Annotated in this window: 15 protein-coding genes; 10 read left to right on the forward strand and 5 right to left on the reverse strand. The window is 70.1% G+C overall.

Annotated elements, in window-relative coordinates; genetic code table 11:
- Window positions 1-58 precede the first annotated feature (58 nt).
- Window positions 59-250, forward strand: a complete 192-nt coding sequence (locus tag ACG01O_RS04100; RefSeq protein WP_394381632.1) for a hypothetical protein — start codon at window positions 59-61, stop codon at window positions 248-250.
- A 91-nt stretch (window positions 251-341) separates the two neighbouring features.
- On the opposite strand, the gene ACG01O_RS04105 is transcribed toward ACG01O_RS04100, so the two are convergent.
- Window positions 342-818: a chemotaxis protein CheW gene (locus ACG01O_RS04105; protein ID WP_394381634.1), complete on the reverse strand. Its 477-nt coding sequence runs from the start codon at window positions 816-818 to the stop codon at window positions 342-344.
- Window positions 819-1138: 320 nt separating this feature from the next.
- Between ACG01O_RS04105 and ACG01O_RS04110 the strand changes: the two genes are divergently transcribed.
- The 6 genes from ACG01O_RS04110 to ACG01O_RS04135 all read left to right on the forward strand — a co-directional run bounded on the left by ACG01O_RS04110 (window position 1139) and on the right by ACG01O_RS04135 (window position 8616).
- A complete protein-coding gene (locus tag ACG01O_RS04110) occupies window positions 1139-1513 on the forward strand; it encodes a response regulator transcription factor (protein ID WP_394381636.1) in 375 nt (124 codons plus the stop codon).
- A gap of 43 nt (window positions 1514-1556) precedes the next feature.
- Window positions 1557-2297: an HD-GYP domain-containing protein gene (locus tag ACG01O_RS04115; RefSeq protein WP_394382503.1), complete on the forward strand. Its 741-nt coding sequence runs from the start codon at window positions 1557-1559 to the stop codon at window positions 2295-2297.
- 71 nt (window positions 2298-2368) lie between these two features.
- Window positions 2369-3160 carry an ABC transporter substrate-binding protein gene (locus ACG01O_RS04120; protein ID WP_394382505.1) on the forward strand — a complete coding sequence of 264 codons (792 nt, stop codon included), beginning with the start codon at window positions 2369-2371 and terminating at the stop codon, window positions 3158-3160.
- Window positions 3161-3163: 3 nt separating this feature from the next.
- Entirely contained in the window at window positions 3164-5689 is a 2526-nt protein-coding gene (locus ACG01O_RS04125; protein ID WP_394381638.1) for an ATP-binding protein, read from the forward strand.
- 62 nt (window positions 5690-5751) lie between these two features.
- Complete coding sequence (locus tag ACG01O_RS04130) at window positions 5752-6504, forward strand: response regulator (protein ID WP_394381639.1); 753 nt, start codon at window positions 5752-5754, stop codon at window positions 6502-6504.
- The gene (locus ACG01O_RS04135) at window positions 6505-8616 is read left to right on the forward strand and encodes a PAS domain S-box protein (RefSeq protein ID WP_394381641.1); all 2112 of its coding nucleotides are present in this window, start codon (window positions 6505-6507) and stop codon (window positions 8614-8616) included.
- Here the strand turns inward: ACG01O_RS04135 and ACG01O_RS04140 are convergent.
- On the reverse strand, window positions 8602-12048 hold the full coding sequence (locus ACG01O_RS04140; protein WP_394381643.1) for an EAL domain-containing protein: 3447 nt from the start codon (window positions 12046-12048) through the stop codon (window positions 8602-8604). The genes ACG01O_RS04135 and ACG01O_RS04140 overlap by 15 nt on opposite strands.
- A gap of 101 nt (window positions 12049-12149) precedes the next feature.
- Window positions 12150-12935, reverse strand: a complete 786-nt coding sequence (locus tag ACG01O_RS04145) for a Crp/Fnr family transcriptional regulator (RefSeq protein WP_394381645.1) — start codon at window positions 12933-12935, stop codon at window positions 12150-12152.
- A gap of 195 nt (window positions 12936-13130) precedes the next feature.
- Here ACG01O_RS04145 and ACG01O_RS04150 point away from each other — a divergent pair, with 195 nt between their 5' ends.
- Window positions 13131-13625, forward strand: a complete 495-nt coding sequence (locus ACG01O_RS04150) for a Rossmann-fold NAD(P)-binding domain-containing protein (protein WP_394381647.1) — start codon at window positions 13131-13133, stop codon at window positions 13623-13625.
- 3 nt (window positions 13626-13628) lie between these two features.
- Here the strand turns inward: ACG01O_RS04150 and ACG01O_RS04155 are convergent, their stop codons facing one another.
- Entirely contained in the window at window positions 13629-14183 is a 555-nt protein-coding gene (locus ACG01O_RS04155; RefSeq protein WP_394381649.1) for an NUDIX hydrolase, read from the reverse strand.
- A 71-nt stretch (window positions 14184-14254) separates the two neighbouring features.
- Here ACG01O_RS04155 and maiA point away from each other — a divergent pair, with 71 nt between their 5' ends.
- Window positions 14255-14893: a maleylacetoacetate isomerase gene (gene maiA / locus ACG01O_RS04160; RefSeq protein WP_394381651.1), complete on the forward strand. Its 639-nt coding sequence runs from the start codon at window positions 14255-14257 to the stop codon at window positions 14891-14893.
- Window positions 14880-15611 (forward strand): purine nucleoside phosphorylase YfiH/LACC1 family protein, encoded by a 732-nt coding sequence (locus tag ACG01O_RS04165; RefSeq protein WP_394381652.1) that lies wholly within the window; start codon window positions 14880-14882, stop codon window positions 15609-15611. Before maiA ends, ACG01O_RS04165 begins: the two co-directional genes overlap by 14 nt.
- Here ACG01O_RS04165 and ACG01O_RS04170 read toward each other — a convergent pair.
- On the reverse strand, window positions 15531-15797 hold the full coding sequence (locus tag ACG01O_RS04170; RefSeq protein WP_394381654.1) for a hypothetical protein: 267 nt from the start codon (window positions 15795-15797) through the stop codon (window positions 15531-15533). The two genes, ACG01O_RS04165 and ACG01O_RS04170, sit on opposite strands and share 81 nt — an antisense overlap.
- Window positions 15798-15870: the final 73 nt, after the last annotated feature.

A 15870-nucleotide genomic window follows, 5' to 3' on the forward strand; every position in this document is an offset into this window, starting at 1 on the left:
CGCCGGGCCGCGGGGCTCGGTCGTCGCTAGATTGGCGGCACCTCACAAGGAGACCGAGATGTTCACCTTCCTGCTCTGGTGCGTGCTGTTCGTGGCGTGCTGGCCGCTGGCCGTGCTGGCGCTGCTGCTGTGGCCGCTGGTGTGGCTGTTGCTGCTGCCGTTTCGGCTGCTGGGGGTGGCGGTGGAGGGCGTGTTCGCGCTGCTGCGCGCCGTGGTGATGCTGCCCGCGCGGGTGCTGGGCGGCCGCTGACCGCCTGCCGTCGGCCCACTGCCGGCTCACGGCTCACGCACGGCCCACCTTTGCCCGCCCACCGTGGCCAGGCCGCGGTGCGGCCCGAGGTTCAGAGGTCTTGCAGCAGGGTGGGCAGGTCCATCAAGAGCAGCAGGCGGTGCACGTCGCCATGGGACACGTGCGCCAGCCCGACGATGAAGTCGGCCTGGGTCTGGCGGCCCAGCGCCGGGCGGGGCTTGACCTGCTTGGGCGTCAACGCCAGCACATCCGACACCGCATCCACCACCAACCCGACGGTGCGTCCGGCCACGTTGACGACGATGGTCACGGTGTTGGTGCTGACCTCCGCCGGCACCCCCAGCAGGTAGCGCAGGTCCAGGATGGGCACGATCACGCCGCGCAGGTTCATCACCCCCAGCATGTGAATTGCCGCGTTGGCGATGCGCGTCGGCGCCTCGTAGCGCCGGATCTCCTGCACGGCCAAGATGTCCAGACCGTATTCCTCGGTGCCGAGCCGGCAGGTCAGCACTTCACGGGGCGAGGCGGCCTCGACGGCGTGGTGTTCGATGAGGGACAAGGCGGTCATCAGGGGCTCCCAAGTTGATGTGATATATTTGATACCACATTCGATAGATATTTGCCTTTTTTGGTGCCGCTGGCGTGGAATTTGTCACTGGGCCGGCATCCCTGGTGTGCCGGGGGCGGGCCTCGGCGTGTGGACGGCCGTTGCAATGCGGCGCAGCCGTTTGCAAAGGCCGCGTTGCAATTCATGGCCTGGGCAACAAAGTTCGACGCAGAAGTGAGAACTTTTGCATCACCCGGAGTAAAACCGGACTCATGGACCCGGCGAATTCATTCGATAAAACTGATAATTCCCCTATCCCCTCTGCTTCGGGAAAGTGCGCCATGAAAAAAATCCTCATCGTTGACGACCACGCGGACATCCGTCGCCTGATCCGGATGACGCTGGAGTTTGAGGACTACGACATCCGCGAGGCGGCGGATGGCGAGCAGGCGCTGCAGATGGCGCATGAGCATCGGCCGGACCTGGTGCTGCTGGACGTGATGATGCCGGGCGCCTTCAACGGCCTGGAGGTGTGCCGCCGCTTGCGGGCGATAGCCGCCCCGGGGGAAGGTCCGCGGATCATCATGCTCAGTGCCCGGGGGCAAGCCAGCGACCGAGAGGCCGGCATCCAGGCCGGGGCCGACACCTACCTCGTCAAGCCGTTCAGCCCGCTGCAGTTGATCAGCTGCATCTCGGAGCTGTGGGCGGCCGTCTGAGGAGCCCCCACCGGTGAGCGCTTCCGCCCTCGAGGCAGCCGCCATGAGCCTGCCCGACCACAGTTTCGATGCGGCCGCCGCCGCGCAGATGGAATGCATCGTCCAGGACCTGCGCCGCATGTACCACGAGCGCAACGAGGCCCTGCGCGAGGTGACACGCGCCCACCACGAGGCGCTGCTGCGGCTGGCCCTGGCCGCTGATTTTCGAGACGACGACACCGGCGTGCACATGGTGCGCATCGGGTACCTGGCCGAAGCCATGGCCCTGGCGCTGGGCGAAACACCGGCTTATGCCGCCATGCTGCGCCGCGCCGCACCCATGCACGACGTCGGCAAGATCGGCATCTCCGACGCGGTGCTCAAGAAGCCCGGGGCCTACAACGCCGACGAGCGGGCCGAGATGAACCGCCATGCGGAGATGGGTGCCAACATCCTGGGCCGCTCGCGCATTCCGCTGTTTCAGTTGGCGGCCGAAGTGGCGCTGACCCACCACGAGCGCTGGGACGGCAGCGGCTACCCGCGCCGCTTGGCTGGAGACGACATCCCGCTGAGCGGCCGCATCGTGGCCGTGGTGGATTTCTTCGACGCGCTCACCATGGACCGCTGCTACCGCAAGGCCTTCCCGGACGATGTGGCCTTGCGCATGCTGGCCGAGCAGCGCGGCGTGGCGTTCGACCCGCGCGTGGTGGACATCTTTTTGGCCAACGTGGTGGCTTTGGTGGAGTTGCGGGAGCGCATCAATGCGAACCCGCCCACGTTCGAACAACTGGCGGAGCTGGAGTGAACGCTGTGAGTGTGCAGGCGGAGTGGTCGTGGCGCCCGGCGGGCCGCCGCAACGTGGCGTGGCGGACGTCGATGTTCAACGCGATGTGGACCCTGCTGTGCATGCTGGGCCTGCTGCTAGCCGCCCGCCCGGCCCTGGCCGACGTGCTGGACCAGGTGCGTTCGGCCGGCGTGCTGCGCGTGTGCATCTGGCCGGAGTACTACGGCGTGACCTTCCGCAACCCGCGAACGCAACAACTGGGCGGCATCGACATCGACCTGTCGGCCGAACTGGCGCGTGATTTGGGCGTGAAGCTCGAGCATGTGGAAACCTCGTTCCCGCAGCTGGCGGCCGATGTGAACGCCGGGCGGTGCGATGTGGCCATGTTCGCCGTGGGCATGCCGCCCAGTCGCAAGGAGGTGCTGGCCTTCACCGAGCCCTACATGCAAAGCGACATCTACGGCGTGACCAACCGCGCCAGCCGCACGGTGCGCCAGTGGGCCGACATCGACCAGCCCGGCGTGGTGGTGGCGGTGCAGGCCGGCACCTTCATGGAACCCGTCATGAAGGATGCGCTCAAGCAGGCCCGCATGGTGGTCATCAAGCCGCCGGCCACGCGCGAGCAGGAACTGGAAGCCGGCCGGGTGGATGTCTTCATGACCGACTACCCCTACAGCCGTCGCCTGCTGGACAACGCCGACTGGGCCCGCCTCGTGTCGCCGCCCAAGCCCTTCCATGTGCTGCCTTACGGCTACGCCGTGAAGAAGGGCGAGGCCCGCTGGCTGGCGCGGGTGGACGAGTTCGTGGCGGCCATCAAGCGGGACGGGCGGCTGCTGGCCGCGGCACGCCGGCATGGGCTGGCCGACATCGTGGTGACCCGCTGACGCATGCCGAGAGCCGCGCGCACGCCCCGGCCCAACGCGTCCGTGCTGGGGCGCGCCGGCCTGCTGGCGCGGGTGCTGGCCGGGTTGCTGGCCTTGGCCGTGCTGCTGGGCTTGGCGGGCATTGCCGAGTACGAACGCCGGGAGGCGCTGGAGCACGCGCAAGACCGCGCCGAGTTGCTCGCCCGCACGCTGGAAGACCACGTCACGCGGACGGTGGATTCCGCAGCGCTCATCCTGAAGGCCCTGGGCGAGGGCATCGCGCGGCAGGCCAACGCCGAGCCCGATCGCCTGCAACCCCTGCTGGGGCAAAGCCTGGTGGCCAACCTGCCGTTCTTGCGCAGCGTGGCGGTGCTGGACGAGCATGGGCGGGTGCTCGCCAGCTCCATCGCTGCCGAGCAAGGCCTTCGCTTGGCCGTGGCCCGCTTCGGTGCCTGGCCGCGTGACGGGCAGGAGCGCCTGCTGGCCTGGATGCCCGGTCGCGGCCTGGCGGACCTGACGGCCGCCGAAGCGCCGCCCCGCGCGACGGATGTGGGCATGGTGCCGTTGCTGCGGGCGCTGCGCACGGCCAACGGGCAGCGCGTGCTGCTGGTGGCCCTCATCAACCCTGGCGCCCTGGCCAACTTCTCGCAAGGCGCGTTGTCGGAACCCGGCAGCGTGGCCTTGCTGGCCGGTCTGGACGGCACGCTGGTGGCGGCGAATGACCAGTCCACCCCAGCGCCGGGCGCGCGCCTGAACACGCACCCGGTGTTCGCGGAATGGCTGCCGGCTCGGGAGCACGGTGCCTACCGTGGCACTGGCGCGCAGGCTGGCCCGCAGGTGGTGGCCTTCCGGGCCTCGCGCACCCGCCCGCTGGTGATGCTGGTGGAGTTGGACGAAAAAGTGCTGCTGCAAAGCTGGTCCGACCGCCTGGTTTGGCTGGCCGGGCTTGGGGGCCTGGCGTTGATGTTGATCGCCGGCGGCTTGGGGGTGCTGCTGCGCGAGATGCGCGCCCGCGAACAGGCGCGCACTGCGCTGGACAGCGCCCACGAGGAAGTGGCACTGCGCGAACGCGAGATGGCCGTGCTGCTCAAGAGCGTGCAGGAGCTGATCTTCCGCACCGATGCAGCCGGCGTGATCACCTTCATCAACGCCCGCTGGGCGGCCGTGGGCAGCGAGTCTCGGGCGCAGGTGGTGGGGCGACGGCTGGCGGACCTGGTGGTGGCCGACGACCGCGTTCGCACCGCGGCGCTCTTCCGCCTGGACGACAGGGCCGGGGCGCGCCAGGCGCAGGTGAGCATCACCGCGCCCGATGGTCGCCCGTGGCACTTTCTGGTGGCGGTGGTGCCCCTGCACAGCGACGGGCGCATCGTCGGCTTTGCCGGCAGCGCGGTGGATGTGAGCGAGCGGGTGGCGTCGGATGCGCAGCTGCAACGCCAGCTGGACTTCACCGGCTTGCTGCTGGAACTGAGCCCCTTGCCGGTGTCCATGTTCGACACCGCCGGCCGGTATGTGCTGGTCAACCAGGCCTGGGAAGAACTGGTGGGGCAGCCGCGCGAGATGGTGATCGGCACCTCGGTTGGCGCATCGCTGGCCCAGGTGGACGCGCAACTGCATGCCGAGCAGGACGCACTCTTGCTGGCCGAGGGCGGCCGGCTCAGCTACGCAACCCAGGTGCAGCACCGCGACGGCACGCGGCGCGACATGGTCATCACCAAGGTGCTGGTGCCGGGCGGGCAGGGCGGGCCGGAGGGCATTTTGTGCACGCTGATGGACGTGAGCGAATTCCGCACGGCCGAGCGCGCCACGCTCGAGGCCCGGGATGCCGCCGAAGAAGCGTCGCGCGCCAAGTCGGAGTTCATCGCCAACATCAGCCACGAGTTGCGCACCCCGCTGCAGGCCATCCTGGGTTTCTCGGAGCTGGGCTACACCCGCGGCCGTGAGAGCCCCAAGCTGGCGGCCATGTTCACCGACATCCACCAGTCCGGCCAGCGCATGCTGGCCTTGGTGAATGACCTGCTGGACGTGGCCAAGATCGAAAGCTCGGTGGGCACCTTCGAGCTGGAGCGCTGCGACCTGCGCAACCTGGTGCAGGCCGTGCTGCGCGAACTCGACCCGCTGATGGCCAAGAAGCGGCTGCGGCTGGTGCTGCGGGTGGCGGACGAGCCGCTGTCGGCCAAGGTGGACCCGGGCCGCATCCAGCAGGCGATCCGCAACGTCATGGCCAATGCCATCAAGTTTTCGCCGGAGGGCGCGCCGCTGGAGGTGCGGGCCGTGGCCGCAACCCCCGAGGAATTCCTGCTCACCGTGGAAGACCGCGGGCCGGGCATTCCGCCCGAGGAGCTGGAGTCCATCTTCGAGGCCTTCGTGCAGTCCAGCAAAACGAAAGACGGCTCGGGCGGTACGGGCTTGGGGCTGGCCATCAGCCGCAAGATCGTGGAAGTGCACGGCGGCAGCATCAAGGCCGCCAACCGGCCGGACGGCGGCGCCATGTTCTCGTTGCGCCTGCCGCTGCGGGCACCGGGTGATTCGCAACTGCACACCACCTACTGACGGAGGCTCACGCCCCCGTTCGGTGCAAGAATCCTTGGTGTGACAACGTACCCCTCGCCGCCGTGACGCCAACTCACATTGCCGTGGTCGACGACGAAACCGCCATCACCGAGCTGCTGGCGCATTACCTGGGAACCCACGGGTTCCGGACCACCCAACTCCACTCGGGCCACGCCTTGATGGCGCTGATGCCCGCCGACCCGCCCGACCTCGTGCTGCTGGACCTGGGCCTGCCCGGGGAAGACGGCTTTGCCATCGCGCGCCAACTGCGCGAGCACTGGCGCTGTGGCCTGGTCATCATCACCGGCCGGGGGGACTCGGTGGACAAGGTGGTGGGCCTGGAGGTGGGGGCGGACGACTACGTCACCAAGCCGTTTGACCTGCGCGAACTGGTGGCCCGCATCAAGGCGGTGCTGCGCCGCATGGAGCCGGTGGCGGCGCCGGCGCCCGCTTCGGCCCCGGCCGCGTTGCCCGCATCGGCTCCTGCCGCACCGGCGCGGCTGAGCTTCCTGGGCTGGCAGCTGGACCTGGCCGCGCGCCGGCTGGACGCGCCGGAGGGCCATGAGGTGCGACTCACCACCGGCGAGTTCGATCTGCTGGCCGCCTTGGTGCAGCACGCCGGGCGTGTGCTCTCGCGCGACTTCCTGCTGGAACAGACCCGGGGCCGAGAGGCTGCGCCGTTCGACCGCACGATCGACGTGCAGGTGGGCCGCTTGCGCAAGAAGCTCGAAGCCGACGCCGAGAACCCGCAGATCATCAAGTCGGTGCGTGGGGCGGGCTACATCTTCGTGCCGCCGGTCGGCGCTGGGGGCTGAATGAGCGCCTCCGATTTGCCGCCCGCGCCACCCGCCAAGCTGGCCCCGCCGCCGCCGGTGGTGGACGACCTGGCGTTCTACCGCTCGTTGTTTTCTGCCGCGGCCGACGGCCTGCTGCTGGTGGACAGCACGGGCGCCATCGTGCTGGCCAATGCGGCGGTGGAGCACCTGCTGGGCTACGCGCCCCAGGCGCTGGTGGGCGTGTCGGTGGACCAGCTTGTGCCCGACAGCATCCGCCCCCGGCACGCCGCCTACCGGCAGGCCTACGACGAAGCCCCCCGCGCGCGGCCCATGGGCACGCACAGCGAGCTGGCGGCCCGCCGCCAGGACGGCAGCGAGGTGTTGGTGGAAATTGCGCTGAGCCCCGTGCGCAGCCACGGCGCCTCGTATGTGGTGGCGGCCATCCGCGACATCAGCACCTACCCCCGCGTGAAGCAGGCCCTGAAGCGGGCACGCTATAGCGAGCACTTGGCCCTCATGGGCCGCATGGCCGTGGATGAGCGGGACCCACAGCAGTTGCTGATGCGCGCGCCCGAACTGGCTGCCCAGGCGCTGGAGGCCGAGTTTTCCAGCGTCATGTTGCTCGAGCCGGACCGGCAGCAGTTGCGGCTGGTGAGTCGCTACGGCGAGTTCGCGTCCATGCCCGTGGGCCGCTGTCTGCCGGTGCAGGGCGCGTCCGCCGCGGGCTATGTGCTGGCGCACGGCCAGCCGCTGCTCGTGCCGGACCTCGCGCAGGAACGGCGCTTCGAGGTGCCCCAGGCCGAGCTGGACGCCGGCATGGTGAACCTGCTGGCGGTGCCGCTGTCGGACCGCGGCCGCACCACCGGCGTGATGTGTGTGCGCTCGCGCGTGGCGGCGCAGTTTGGCGAGGAAGAAACCCGCTTTCTGCAGTCGCTGGCCGACTTGCTGGCCACCTGCTTGCAACGCGCCCAAAGCGAAGAGGCCTTGGGCCATGCCCAGCGGCTGGAAAGCGTGGGCCAGCTGACCGGCGGCATCGCGCACGACTTCAACAACCTGCTCACCGTCATCCAGGGCAACCTGCAGGTGCTGGAAGAACTGCCGGCCTTGGCCGGGCACGAGTTCGGCCAGCAGCTGGTGTCGGCCGCCACGCGGGCGGCCCACCGGGGGGCTGAACTCACGAGCAAGCTGCTGGCGTTTTCGCGCCGGCAGGTGCTGCAGCCGGCGGCGGTGGATGTGGCGGCGTTGCTGGAGGCCCTGGCCGACATGCTGCGCCGCACGCTCGACCAGCGCATTGCCATCCGCGTGCAACTGCCCCCCTCGGGCGACGAGCCCTTGGCCGTGCTGGCCGACCCTGGGCAGCTGGAAGCGGCGCTGTTGAACCTGGCCATCAATGCGCGCGACGCCATGCCGGAGGGCGGTTCGCTCACCTTCACCGCGGCGCCCGCCACGGAGCTGCCTGGTGCGGTGCGCCGCGAACTGAACGACCCGAGCGCCCGCCATGAACGCTACCTGCGCATCGCCATCGCCGACACCGGCACTGGCATGCCCGAGTCAGTGAAGGAGCGTGCGTTCGAGCCCTTCTTCACCACCAAGCAGCCCGGGCGCGGCACGGGCCTGGGCTTGAGCACGGTGTACGGCTTTGCCAAGCAGTCGCGCGGTGCGGTCGTCATCGACTCCGCCCCCGGCGCGGGCACCACGCTCACGCTGTACCTGCCCCGCCCCTGGGCCGAGGCGCCCGAGCCGGCCGATGAGCCCGCCGTCAGCCACGCCCTGCCGCCTGGCCTTCGGGTGCTGATGGTGGAGGACGACGCCGAGGTGCGCGCCGTGGCGCTGCGCTTCCTGGCCACGCTGGGCTGCGAGGTCACGGCGTGCGCCAGTGCCGAGCAGGCCTTGTTGGTGCTGGGCGGCGAGGCCCGGTTCGACCTGCTGCTGTCCGACATCGCACTGGGCGCCGGCATGCGGGGCACCGAGCTGGCCAAGCAGGCGCAGCGGCGCTGGCCAGCCCTGGCGGTGCTGTTGATGTCGGGCTTCTCGGCGGATTTGCTGGAGGCCGACCAGGCCTGCCCGCCCGACTGGGAGCTGCTGCAGAAGCCGTATTCGCGCGGCGAGCTGGCGCAGGCCATCGCCCGCGCCGTGTCAGCCCGCAGCTGACGCCTGGCCCTGCGAGGCGATCAACGCCTGCAGGGCGTCGGCCGGGGCGGGGCGGCCGAAGTGGTATCCCTGCATTTCGTCGCAGTGCTGCTGCAGCAGGTAGTCGCGCTGCGTGGCGGTTTCCACGCCTTCGGCCACCACGCGCAGCCGCAGGCGGTGGGCCAGGCCGATGACGGCATCCACCAAGGCCGCGCCGTCGGGTTCATCGCCAATGCGGCGCACGAAGGACTGGTCGATCTTGAGCGCATCGATCGGGAACTGCTGCAGATAGGCCAGGCTGGAGTAGCCGGTGCCGAAGTCGTCCAGCGAGATCTTGACGCCCAGCGCCCGCAGCCGGTGCAGGATGGCCGCGCTGGCCTCGGGGTTGGTCACCAGCATGCCTTCGGTGAGCTCCACCTCCAGGTGCGCGGCCGGCACGCCGTGGCGGTGCAGGGCGTCGGCCACCACGGTGTCCAGATCGCCGGCGGCGAACTGGCGGGCCGCCACGTTCACGGCCAGTCGCACCAGCGGCAGGCCTTGGTCCATCCAGGCGCGGATCTGCCGGCAGGCTTCGTCGATCACCCAGGCGCCGATGTCCAGGATCAGCGTGCTTTGCTCGGCCAGCGGAATGAACTGCCCCGGTGGCACCAGGCCCTGCTCGCCCCGCTGCCAGCGCAGCAGCGCTTCGGCACCCAGCACGCGGCCGCTGGCGGCGTCTACTTTCGGCTGGTAGTGCAGCAGCAGTTCGCGCCGCTCGATGGCGCGGCTGAGCGCTGCTTCCACGGCCAGCTTGGTGAGTGCGGTGGTTTGCATGTCGCCGCTGTAGAAGCAGCTGCGGTTGCGCCCCAGTTCCTTGGCGCGGTGCATGGCCGCATCGGCGTCGCGCAGCAGCTCCACCGCCGTCGGGCTGCCTTCCGCGGGGAACAGGCTGATGCCGATGCTGGCCGTGAGGTAGGCGTCGTGCCCGCAACTCAGCGCCACCGGCTCGGCCACGGCGGTGAGCAGCTCCTTGGCGAGTGCAGAGGTGGTGGCTTCGTCAGCGCCGTGCTCCAGGATCACCAGGAACTCGTCCGCCCCGAGCCGGCCCAGGAAGTCGCGGTGCCGCAGCCGGGTCTGCAGCCGCTCGGCAATGCACATCAGCAACTCGTCGCCGGCGGGGTGGCCCAGGCTGTCGTTCACGGTCTTGAAGCCGTCCAGGTCCAGCACCAGCACGGCGGGCCGGGTCTGGCGGCGGCGGGCGCGGGACAGCGTGTGCTCCAGGTGGCGTTGCAGTTGCACGCGGTTGGGCAGGCGCGTCAGCGGGTCGTGGTGGAAGAGCCATTCGGCCTGTGCTTCGCTGTCTTTCAGGCGGCTCACGTCGGTGAACACGCCCACGTAGTGCGTGGCCGGGCCGCCGTCGTCGGCCACCGCGCGGATGCTCAGCCACTCCGGGTAGACATCGCCGTTTTTCCGGCGGTTCCACACCTCGCCCTGCCAGTGGCCGGTTTGCTGGATGACGCGCCACATCTGCTCGTAGAACGGCTTGCCGTGTCGCCCTGAGTGCAGCAGCCGCATGGTGCTGCCCACGGCCTCGGCCACGTCGTAGCCGGTGATCTGCGTGAACGCCCGGTTCACCGACTGGATGCGGCCGGTGGCGTCGGTCACGATGACGCCGTCGCGCAGGTCGTCGAACGCGGTCGTCCACTGGCGCAGGCGCTGCTGCAGGTCGCGCCGGTCGGTGATGTCGCTGGACACCCCGAACACCCCCATCACCTGGCCCTGCGCGTCGATCAGCTTGCCCTTGGTGCTGGCAAACACGCGGGGCCCTTGGGCGGTGCTCAGGCGGGTTTCAATGCGGATGGGCCGGTCCGCGCGCAGCACGGCGGCGTCGTCTTCCAGCATTTGCCGCACCTGGTCGGCCGGGAACAGGCCCTGGAACGGCGCGCCCACCAGCACGTCGCGGCTGCGGCCCAGCACGCGGCACAGCTCGTCGTTGGCAAAGAGGTAGCGGCCCTGCATGTCTTTCGCAAAGATCAGGTCGCCCGAGCTGTTGGCAATCGCCTCGGCAATTTGCCAGCCGCGCTGCTTTTCGGCCTGCTCCGCCGCCATGCGCGCGGCCACCACCGCCTCGCGGCGCTGCAGGGCGGCGTACACCACGGCGGCCGCGGCCAGCACGGCGGCCACGTTCACCGCCAGCAAGCCCCCGGCGCTGGCCGCCACGTCGTCCGCCATCAGTTCCCGTTCCGGGGCCTGAACCGCCACGAACCAGCTCGACCCCGGCACGGCGGCGGCCACCGCCACGGTGGGCTCGCCGCCGTGGGGCAGACCGGGCTGCACGGTGCCCAGCCACTCCGGGTGCTGGGGCAGTTGGCGCAGGGCCTCGGGCCAGGGCGTGTCGGTCGGCGAGGCTGCGGGCTGGTGGCCGTCCACGCGCAACGCCACGGGAGGGGCCGCACTTGAGTTGGCACTTGGGTCGGCACTTGGGTGGAGCAGCAAGGGAGTGGGGCTGTCGGCCGTGGCGCCGGCCAGCAAGGCCGGCAGCAGCGTGCGCCCCAGCGCGGAGCGCAGCACCAGCACGGCTTCGGGCCGCTCCAGGCCGCCGCGCAGCGGAATGGCCTGCTCGAAGGCCAAGCCGTCGGTGGTGGCTCCGCGTGCGATGAAATCGCTGAGCACCACCTGGCCGGTGTCGAAGGCGCGGCGCACTTGCGTTTGCAGCTCGGGCGACAGGGGCGCGGTGGGGGTGTCGTCGTCCGCACTGAGCAGCACCTGAGCCTGCGCATCGGCCAGCAGCACCTCGGAGAACCGCCCCGAGGCGCGCAGCATTTGCAGCTGCCCGCGCAGGGCTTCGGTCACGGTCTCGTCGCTGCGCCGGTGCCAGCGGGCCACGCCGGCGCGCAGGCTCGCGTCTTGTGCCAGCTGGCGGGCTTCCTCGCCGCGGCGCTGCATCCAGCCGTGCACGATGCCCGCCTTCAGCTCTGCGTCCTGGCGCAGTTCGGCGGCGCGGTGTTCATACGCGTGCCGCGCCGAGTGTGAATAGCCGACGAGGCTGGCCGCCACGATCACACCGCACAGCGCGGCGAACACCCACATCAGGGCCGCGGGGCTGGGGTGCGTCAACCCCGTGGCCGCAGGCACGGCGTGCGGCATGGCAGGCACCGCGCGCTGGTGCAGGCGCTTGGCCAACGCGTAGATCAAGGCACCGGTGATCAGCACGAAGCCGATGTCCTTGATCTCGTCCAGCGTGGCCAGGGTGGCGGCGTCGGGCGAGAAGGCCCGCAGCACCTGGTCGGATAGCAGCACCCACACCAGGCCGGCGGCGGCGTAGGTCAGGGCGAGCAGGCCCGGCGTGGCCAGCCACGGGGTCAGGCGCGGGGGCGTGACGTCCCAGGGGGAGGGCCCGGTGGCGCCGTTTTGGGTGGCGCTTTGGGCGGCGCTTTGGGCCGTGTTGGGGGCAGACGGCGGTGCTGTCGACATGGCGGCTCCGGACGTTGTCGTTCGTTGGCGGCGCCGTTCGGGGCGCCAGCCCGCAAGCCCGTTGCACGCCGGGCGGCGTCAGTGCAACCCGGCGGTGCGCTTCAGTGCAGGCCGGCGTGGTGGTCGCGGCCTTCCACGTAGGCAGCCAGGGCGTGGAAGTCGGGGATGCAAATGTCTCGGCGGCTCTTTTCGTTGAAGGCGATCAACTCGGCCCGGGCCAGGCGCGACAGCACGCGGCTCACGGTTTCCAGCGTCAGGCCCAGGTAGTTGCCGATCTCGGCACGTGTCAGGCGCAGGCTGAACTGGTCAGCGCGCAGGCCGCGCACGGCCAGCGATTGGGCCCAGTGGTGCAGGAAGGTGGCCACGCGGGTGTCGGCCGGCAGGGTGCAGATGGCCACCAGCGAGTCGCGGTCGCGCATGATTTCGCGGCTCATGGCCTCGTGCACGATGGCCATCAGGCCCGGGTGCTCGGCGCAGGCCAGCAGCAGTTCGTCGTAGCGCACGCTCCAGACCTCGGCGGTGTCCAGGGCGATGGCGTCGCAGTTGTAGCTGCCGTTGGCGATGGCGGCAAAGCCCAGCCAGTCGCCGCGGAACTTCAGGCCCACGACCTGCTCGCGGCCGTCGCTGGACATGCTGACCAGCTTGAAGAAGCCCGAGTTCAGGATGTGCAGCTGGCTGAAGCGCTCGCCGGCGCGGTAGATCACGTCCCCGGCGTGCACGATGCGACGCTTCAGGCTCAGCAGCGAGGCCACGAGCTTGAGGTTGCTGGCAATGCGCTGGCCTTCCTGCGGGCACACCGCCGGGGCGGCTGCCAGCGCCGTGACCGGTGTCGGCGACGCGGGAACCGGCAGGGGGCGGGCGGTGATCGGCGAGGTCTGGGTCAGCATGGCGGGCTCCGGGGTTCGGTGGAATGGAGCTCATGCTAGGCAGGCCATGCCAATGGATGAGGAATGGAACGCGCGCTTCGGTCGCACTGGGTAACACTGCGTGAACGGTCGGTAACGCCAGTCAAGCGCAGCTCGCTTTCACGCGGGTTGACATTCATCAAGATGGCTTGAAATCGATTCGATACGCTGCCGGCCATGTGTTCTGCTGACCGCACTGCCGAGGCCCACGCCGAGTTGTCCAGCCCCGCCGAAGCGGCGGCGGTGCTGCGGCAGGCGCGGGCGCTGGTGGCCCATGCGGGCGCTGCGCCGGCACTCATGGCGGGCAAGCAGTTGGCGTTGCTGTCGCCCGACGCGGGAGACGCTGCAGCGCAGGAGTTCATGGCTGCGGCCAAGGCGCTGGGTGCCCGCGTGTCACACGTGCGGGCGGGCCTGGACGACCACAGCTCCTCGGCGCAGGTGGAAGCCACCGCCCGCATGCTGGGTCAGTTGTACGACGCGGTGGAGTGCCAGCATCTGCCGCCTGAGCTGGTGGCGCGCATCGCCCGCAGTGCGGGCGTGCCGGTGTTCACCGGCCTGGCACTGCCGTCTCATCCGACGGCGGCCTTGGCGGCGTCGCTTGACGGTGACGCGACGGCGGCGCTCAAGCGCCGCTGCGTGCTGCAGGCGACCTTGCTGGTGCGCCTGGGTTGAGGCTCACTGCAGCGCGAGGCTGAAGAAGTCGAACGGCCGCCCGGCGCGGCGGTCTTCAAAGTAGCGCTGCAGGGTCTCGCGCGTGGTGCGGAAGGCGATCTCGTCCCACGGGACCTCGTCTTCGCTGAAGAGGCGCGCTTCCAGCGATTCCGGGCCGGGGTCGAAGGTGGTGGAGCGCAGGCGCGCACGGTAAAACAGGTGCACCTGGCCCACGCGCACCACATCGATCAGGGCGTACAGCGGGCCCATCTCGATGTCGGCGCCGGCTTCCTCGGCGGTCTCGCGGGCCGCGCCCTCGGCGCAGGTCTCGCCCAGTTCCATGAAGCCGGCGGGCAGCGTCCACAGCCCGTGCCGCGGCTCGATGGCCCGGCGGCACAGCAGCACGCGGCCGTCGGCTTCCCACACGGGCAGCGTGCCCACCACGTTCAGCGGGTTCTGGTAGTGGATGGCCGAGCACGCGGGGCACACGGCGCGCTCGCGCGTGTCGTCGGCGGGCACGCGGTACTGCACGGCGGCGCCACAGGTGGAGCAGTGCTGGAGGCGGGTGGGGAAAGGCATGTCGCCGAGTTTAGAGTGAGCCCTTCTTTCAAGTGGGCGCGGCCGCAGTCGTGCCACCGAGGAACTCCGACATGAAGCTCTACAACTACTTCCGCTCGTCCGCCTCCTGGCGCGTGCGCATCGGCCTGGCGCTCAAGGGCCTCGATTACGACTACGTCCCGGTGCACCTGGCCAAGAACGAGCAATTCGCCGAGCCGTTTGCCAACCAGCAGGTGTCGCACCTGGTGCCGGCCCTGGCGCTGGACGACGGCCGCTGGCTGAGCCAGTCCATGGCCATCCTGGAGTACCTGGACGACACCCACCCCGAGCCGCCCCTGCTGCCGCGCGACCCGGTGGCCCGCGCCCAGGTGCGCGCGCTGGCGCAAGACATCGGTTGCGACATCCACCCGCTGAACAACCTGCGCGTGCTGCGCTACCTGAAGAGCGACCTCGGCCAAGATCAGGACACCGTGGACCGCTGGTACCGCCACTGGATTGCCACGGGCCTGGCCATCGTGGAGCAGCGCCTGCAGGCCACCGCCGGGCAGTTCAGCTTTGGCGACACGCCCACGCTGGCCGACTGCCTGCTGGTGCCGCAGGTCTACAACGCCCAGCGCTTCGACTGCCCGCTGGAGGCCTTCCCGACCGTGCTGCGCGTGAACGCCACCTGCCTGGCGCTGCCGGCCTTTGCTCAAACGCACCCCAGCGTCTGCCCCGATGCAGCGGCCTGACCCGCGCTGGTTGCGGCCCGACTGGCCGGACGTCACCGCGTTCATGACCACCCGCGGCCCCAACTTCGGCCGCAAGGCCGCAGACCCGGCAGCCGTGCGGGCCGAGCGCGCGGGCCTGGTGGAGTTGCTCGGCGCGCGGCCGATTTTTTTGGACCAGGTGCACGGCGCCGAGGTGGTGCGCCTGCGTGCCGACTGGCACGACGACAACGCCCCCGAAGCGGACGCCGCGGTGTCCACCGACCCGGACCTGGCTGTGGCCATTCTGGTGGCCGACTGCCTGCCCGTGCTCTTCAGCGCGCCGGGTGCGGTGGCCGGGGCCCACGCCGGCTGGCGCGGCTTGGCCGGCGGTGTGTTGGAGCGCACCGTGGCGGCCTTGTGCGACGCGGCGAGCTGCGGGCCGCAAGACGTGCGCGCGTGGCTGGGGGCGTGCATCGGGCCCGAGGCCTTCGAGGTGGGGCCGGAGGTGGTGGCGGCGTTTGGCCGCGAGCCGCTGCCAATCGATCAGCCGGGCTTTGTGTACCGGCCCAACCCCGAGCCTCGCTGGCGCGCGAACCTGGCACTGCTGGCTCGCGAACGCTTGACTTCGGTCAATGTCACGCGAATCAGCGGCGGCACCTGGTGCACGCTGACGGAAGAATCAAGCTTCTTTTCGTTCCGCGGCGAGGCCCTGGGCCGACCCCGTGGGCGCATGGCCGCTTGCATCAGCCTGCGCCGCTAGCTCCTGGGCTTGGCGGCGCCGCTTGCGGCCCGGCGTGCCGAGGATGTACATCAGCAAACCCAAAGGCAGCACGCCGTACAGCAGCAGCGTGATGAACGCGCCGAACAGCGTGCCCTGCGGGCTCAGCGCTTCGGCGGCGGCCATCATCAATGCGACGTAGGCCCAGGCGATGGCAACGAGGTACATGGCGGAGCGAGGAGTGTCATGGGCGCGTCAGCGCCTGAGGTTACAAAGCTGCATCGGCAGCATGTGGCAAGCT

The organism is Pelomonas baiyunensis (genome assembly GCF_043555935.1).
Classification (GTDB): domain Bacteria; phylum Pseudomonadota; class Gammaproteobacteria; order Burkholderiales; family Burkholderiaceae_C; genus Pelomonas; species Pelomonas baiyunensis.

Excerpts from the sequence above, each read along its gene's own strand:
- ACG01O_RS04100 (WP_394381632.1), top strand. The coding sequence starts at position 59 with ATGTTCACCTTCCTGCTCTGGTGCGTGCTGTTCGTGGCGTGCTGGCCG.
- ACG01O_RS04105 (WP_394381634.1), bottom strand. The coding sequence starts at position 818 with ATGACCGCCTTGTCCCTCATCGAACACCACGCCGTCGAGGCCGCCTCG.
- ACG01O_RS04110 (WP_394381636.1), top strand. The coding sequence starts at position 1,139 with ATGAAAAAAATCCTCATCGTTGACGACCACGCGGACATCCGTCGCCTG.
- ACG01O_RS04115 (WP_394382503.1), top strand. The coding sequence starts at position 1,557 with ATGAGCCTGCCCGACCACAGTTTCGATGCGGCCGCCGCCGCGCAGATG.
- ACG01O_RS04120 (WP_394382505.1), top strand. The coding sequence starts at position 2,369 with ATGTTCAACGCGATGTGGACCCTGCTGTGCATGCTGGGCCTGCTGCTA.
- ACG01O_RS04125 (WP_394381638.1), top strand. The coding sequence starts at position 3,164 with ATGCCGAGAGCCGCGCGCACGCCCCGGCCCAACGCGTCCGTGCTGGGG.
- ACG01O_RS04135 (WP_394381641.1), top strand. The coding sequence starts at position 6,505 with ATGAGCGCCTCCGATTTGCCGCCCGCGCCACCCGCCAAGCTGGCCCCG.
- ACG01O_RS04140 (WP_394381643.1), bottom strand. The coding sequence starts at position 12,048 with ATGTCGACAGCACCGCCGTCTGCCCCCAACACGGCCCAAAGCGCCGCC.
- ACG01O_RS04145 (WP_394381645.1), bottom strand. The coding sequence starts at position 12,935 with ATGCTGACCCAGACCTCGCCGATCACCGCCCGCCCCCTGCCGGTTCCC.
- ACG01O_RS04150 (WP_394381647.1), top strand. The coding sequence starts at position 13,131 with ATGTGTTCTGCTGACCGCACTGCCGAGGCCCACGCCGAGTTGTCCAGC.
- ACG01O_RS04155 (WP_394381649.1), bottom strand. The coding sequence starts at position 14,183 with ATGCCTTTCCCCACCCGCCTCCAGCACTGCTCCACCTGTGGCGCCGCC.
- maiA (WP_394381651.1), top strand. The coding sequence starts at position 14,255 with ATGAAGCTCTACAACTACTTCCGCTCGTCCGCCTCCTGGCGCGTGCGC.
- ACG01O_RS04165 (WP_394381652.1), top strand. The coding sequence starts at position 14,880 with ATGCAGCGGCCTGACCCGCGCTGGTTGCGGCCCGACTGGCCGGACGTC.
- ACG01O_RS04170 (WP_394381654.1), bottom strand. The coding sequence starts at position 15,797 with ATGTACCTCGTTGCCATCGCCTGGGCCTACGTCGCATTGATGATGGCC.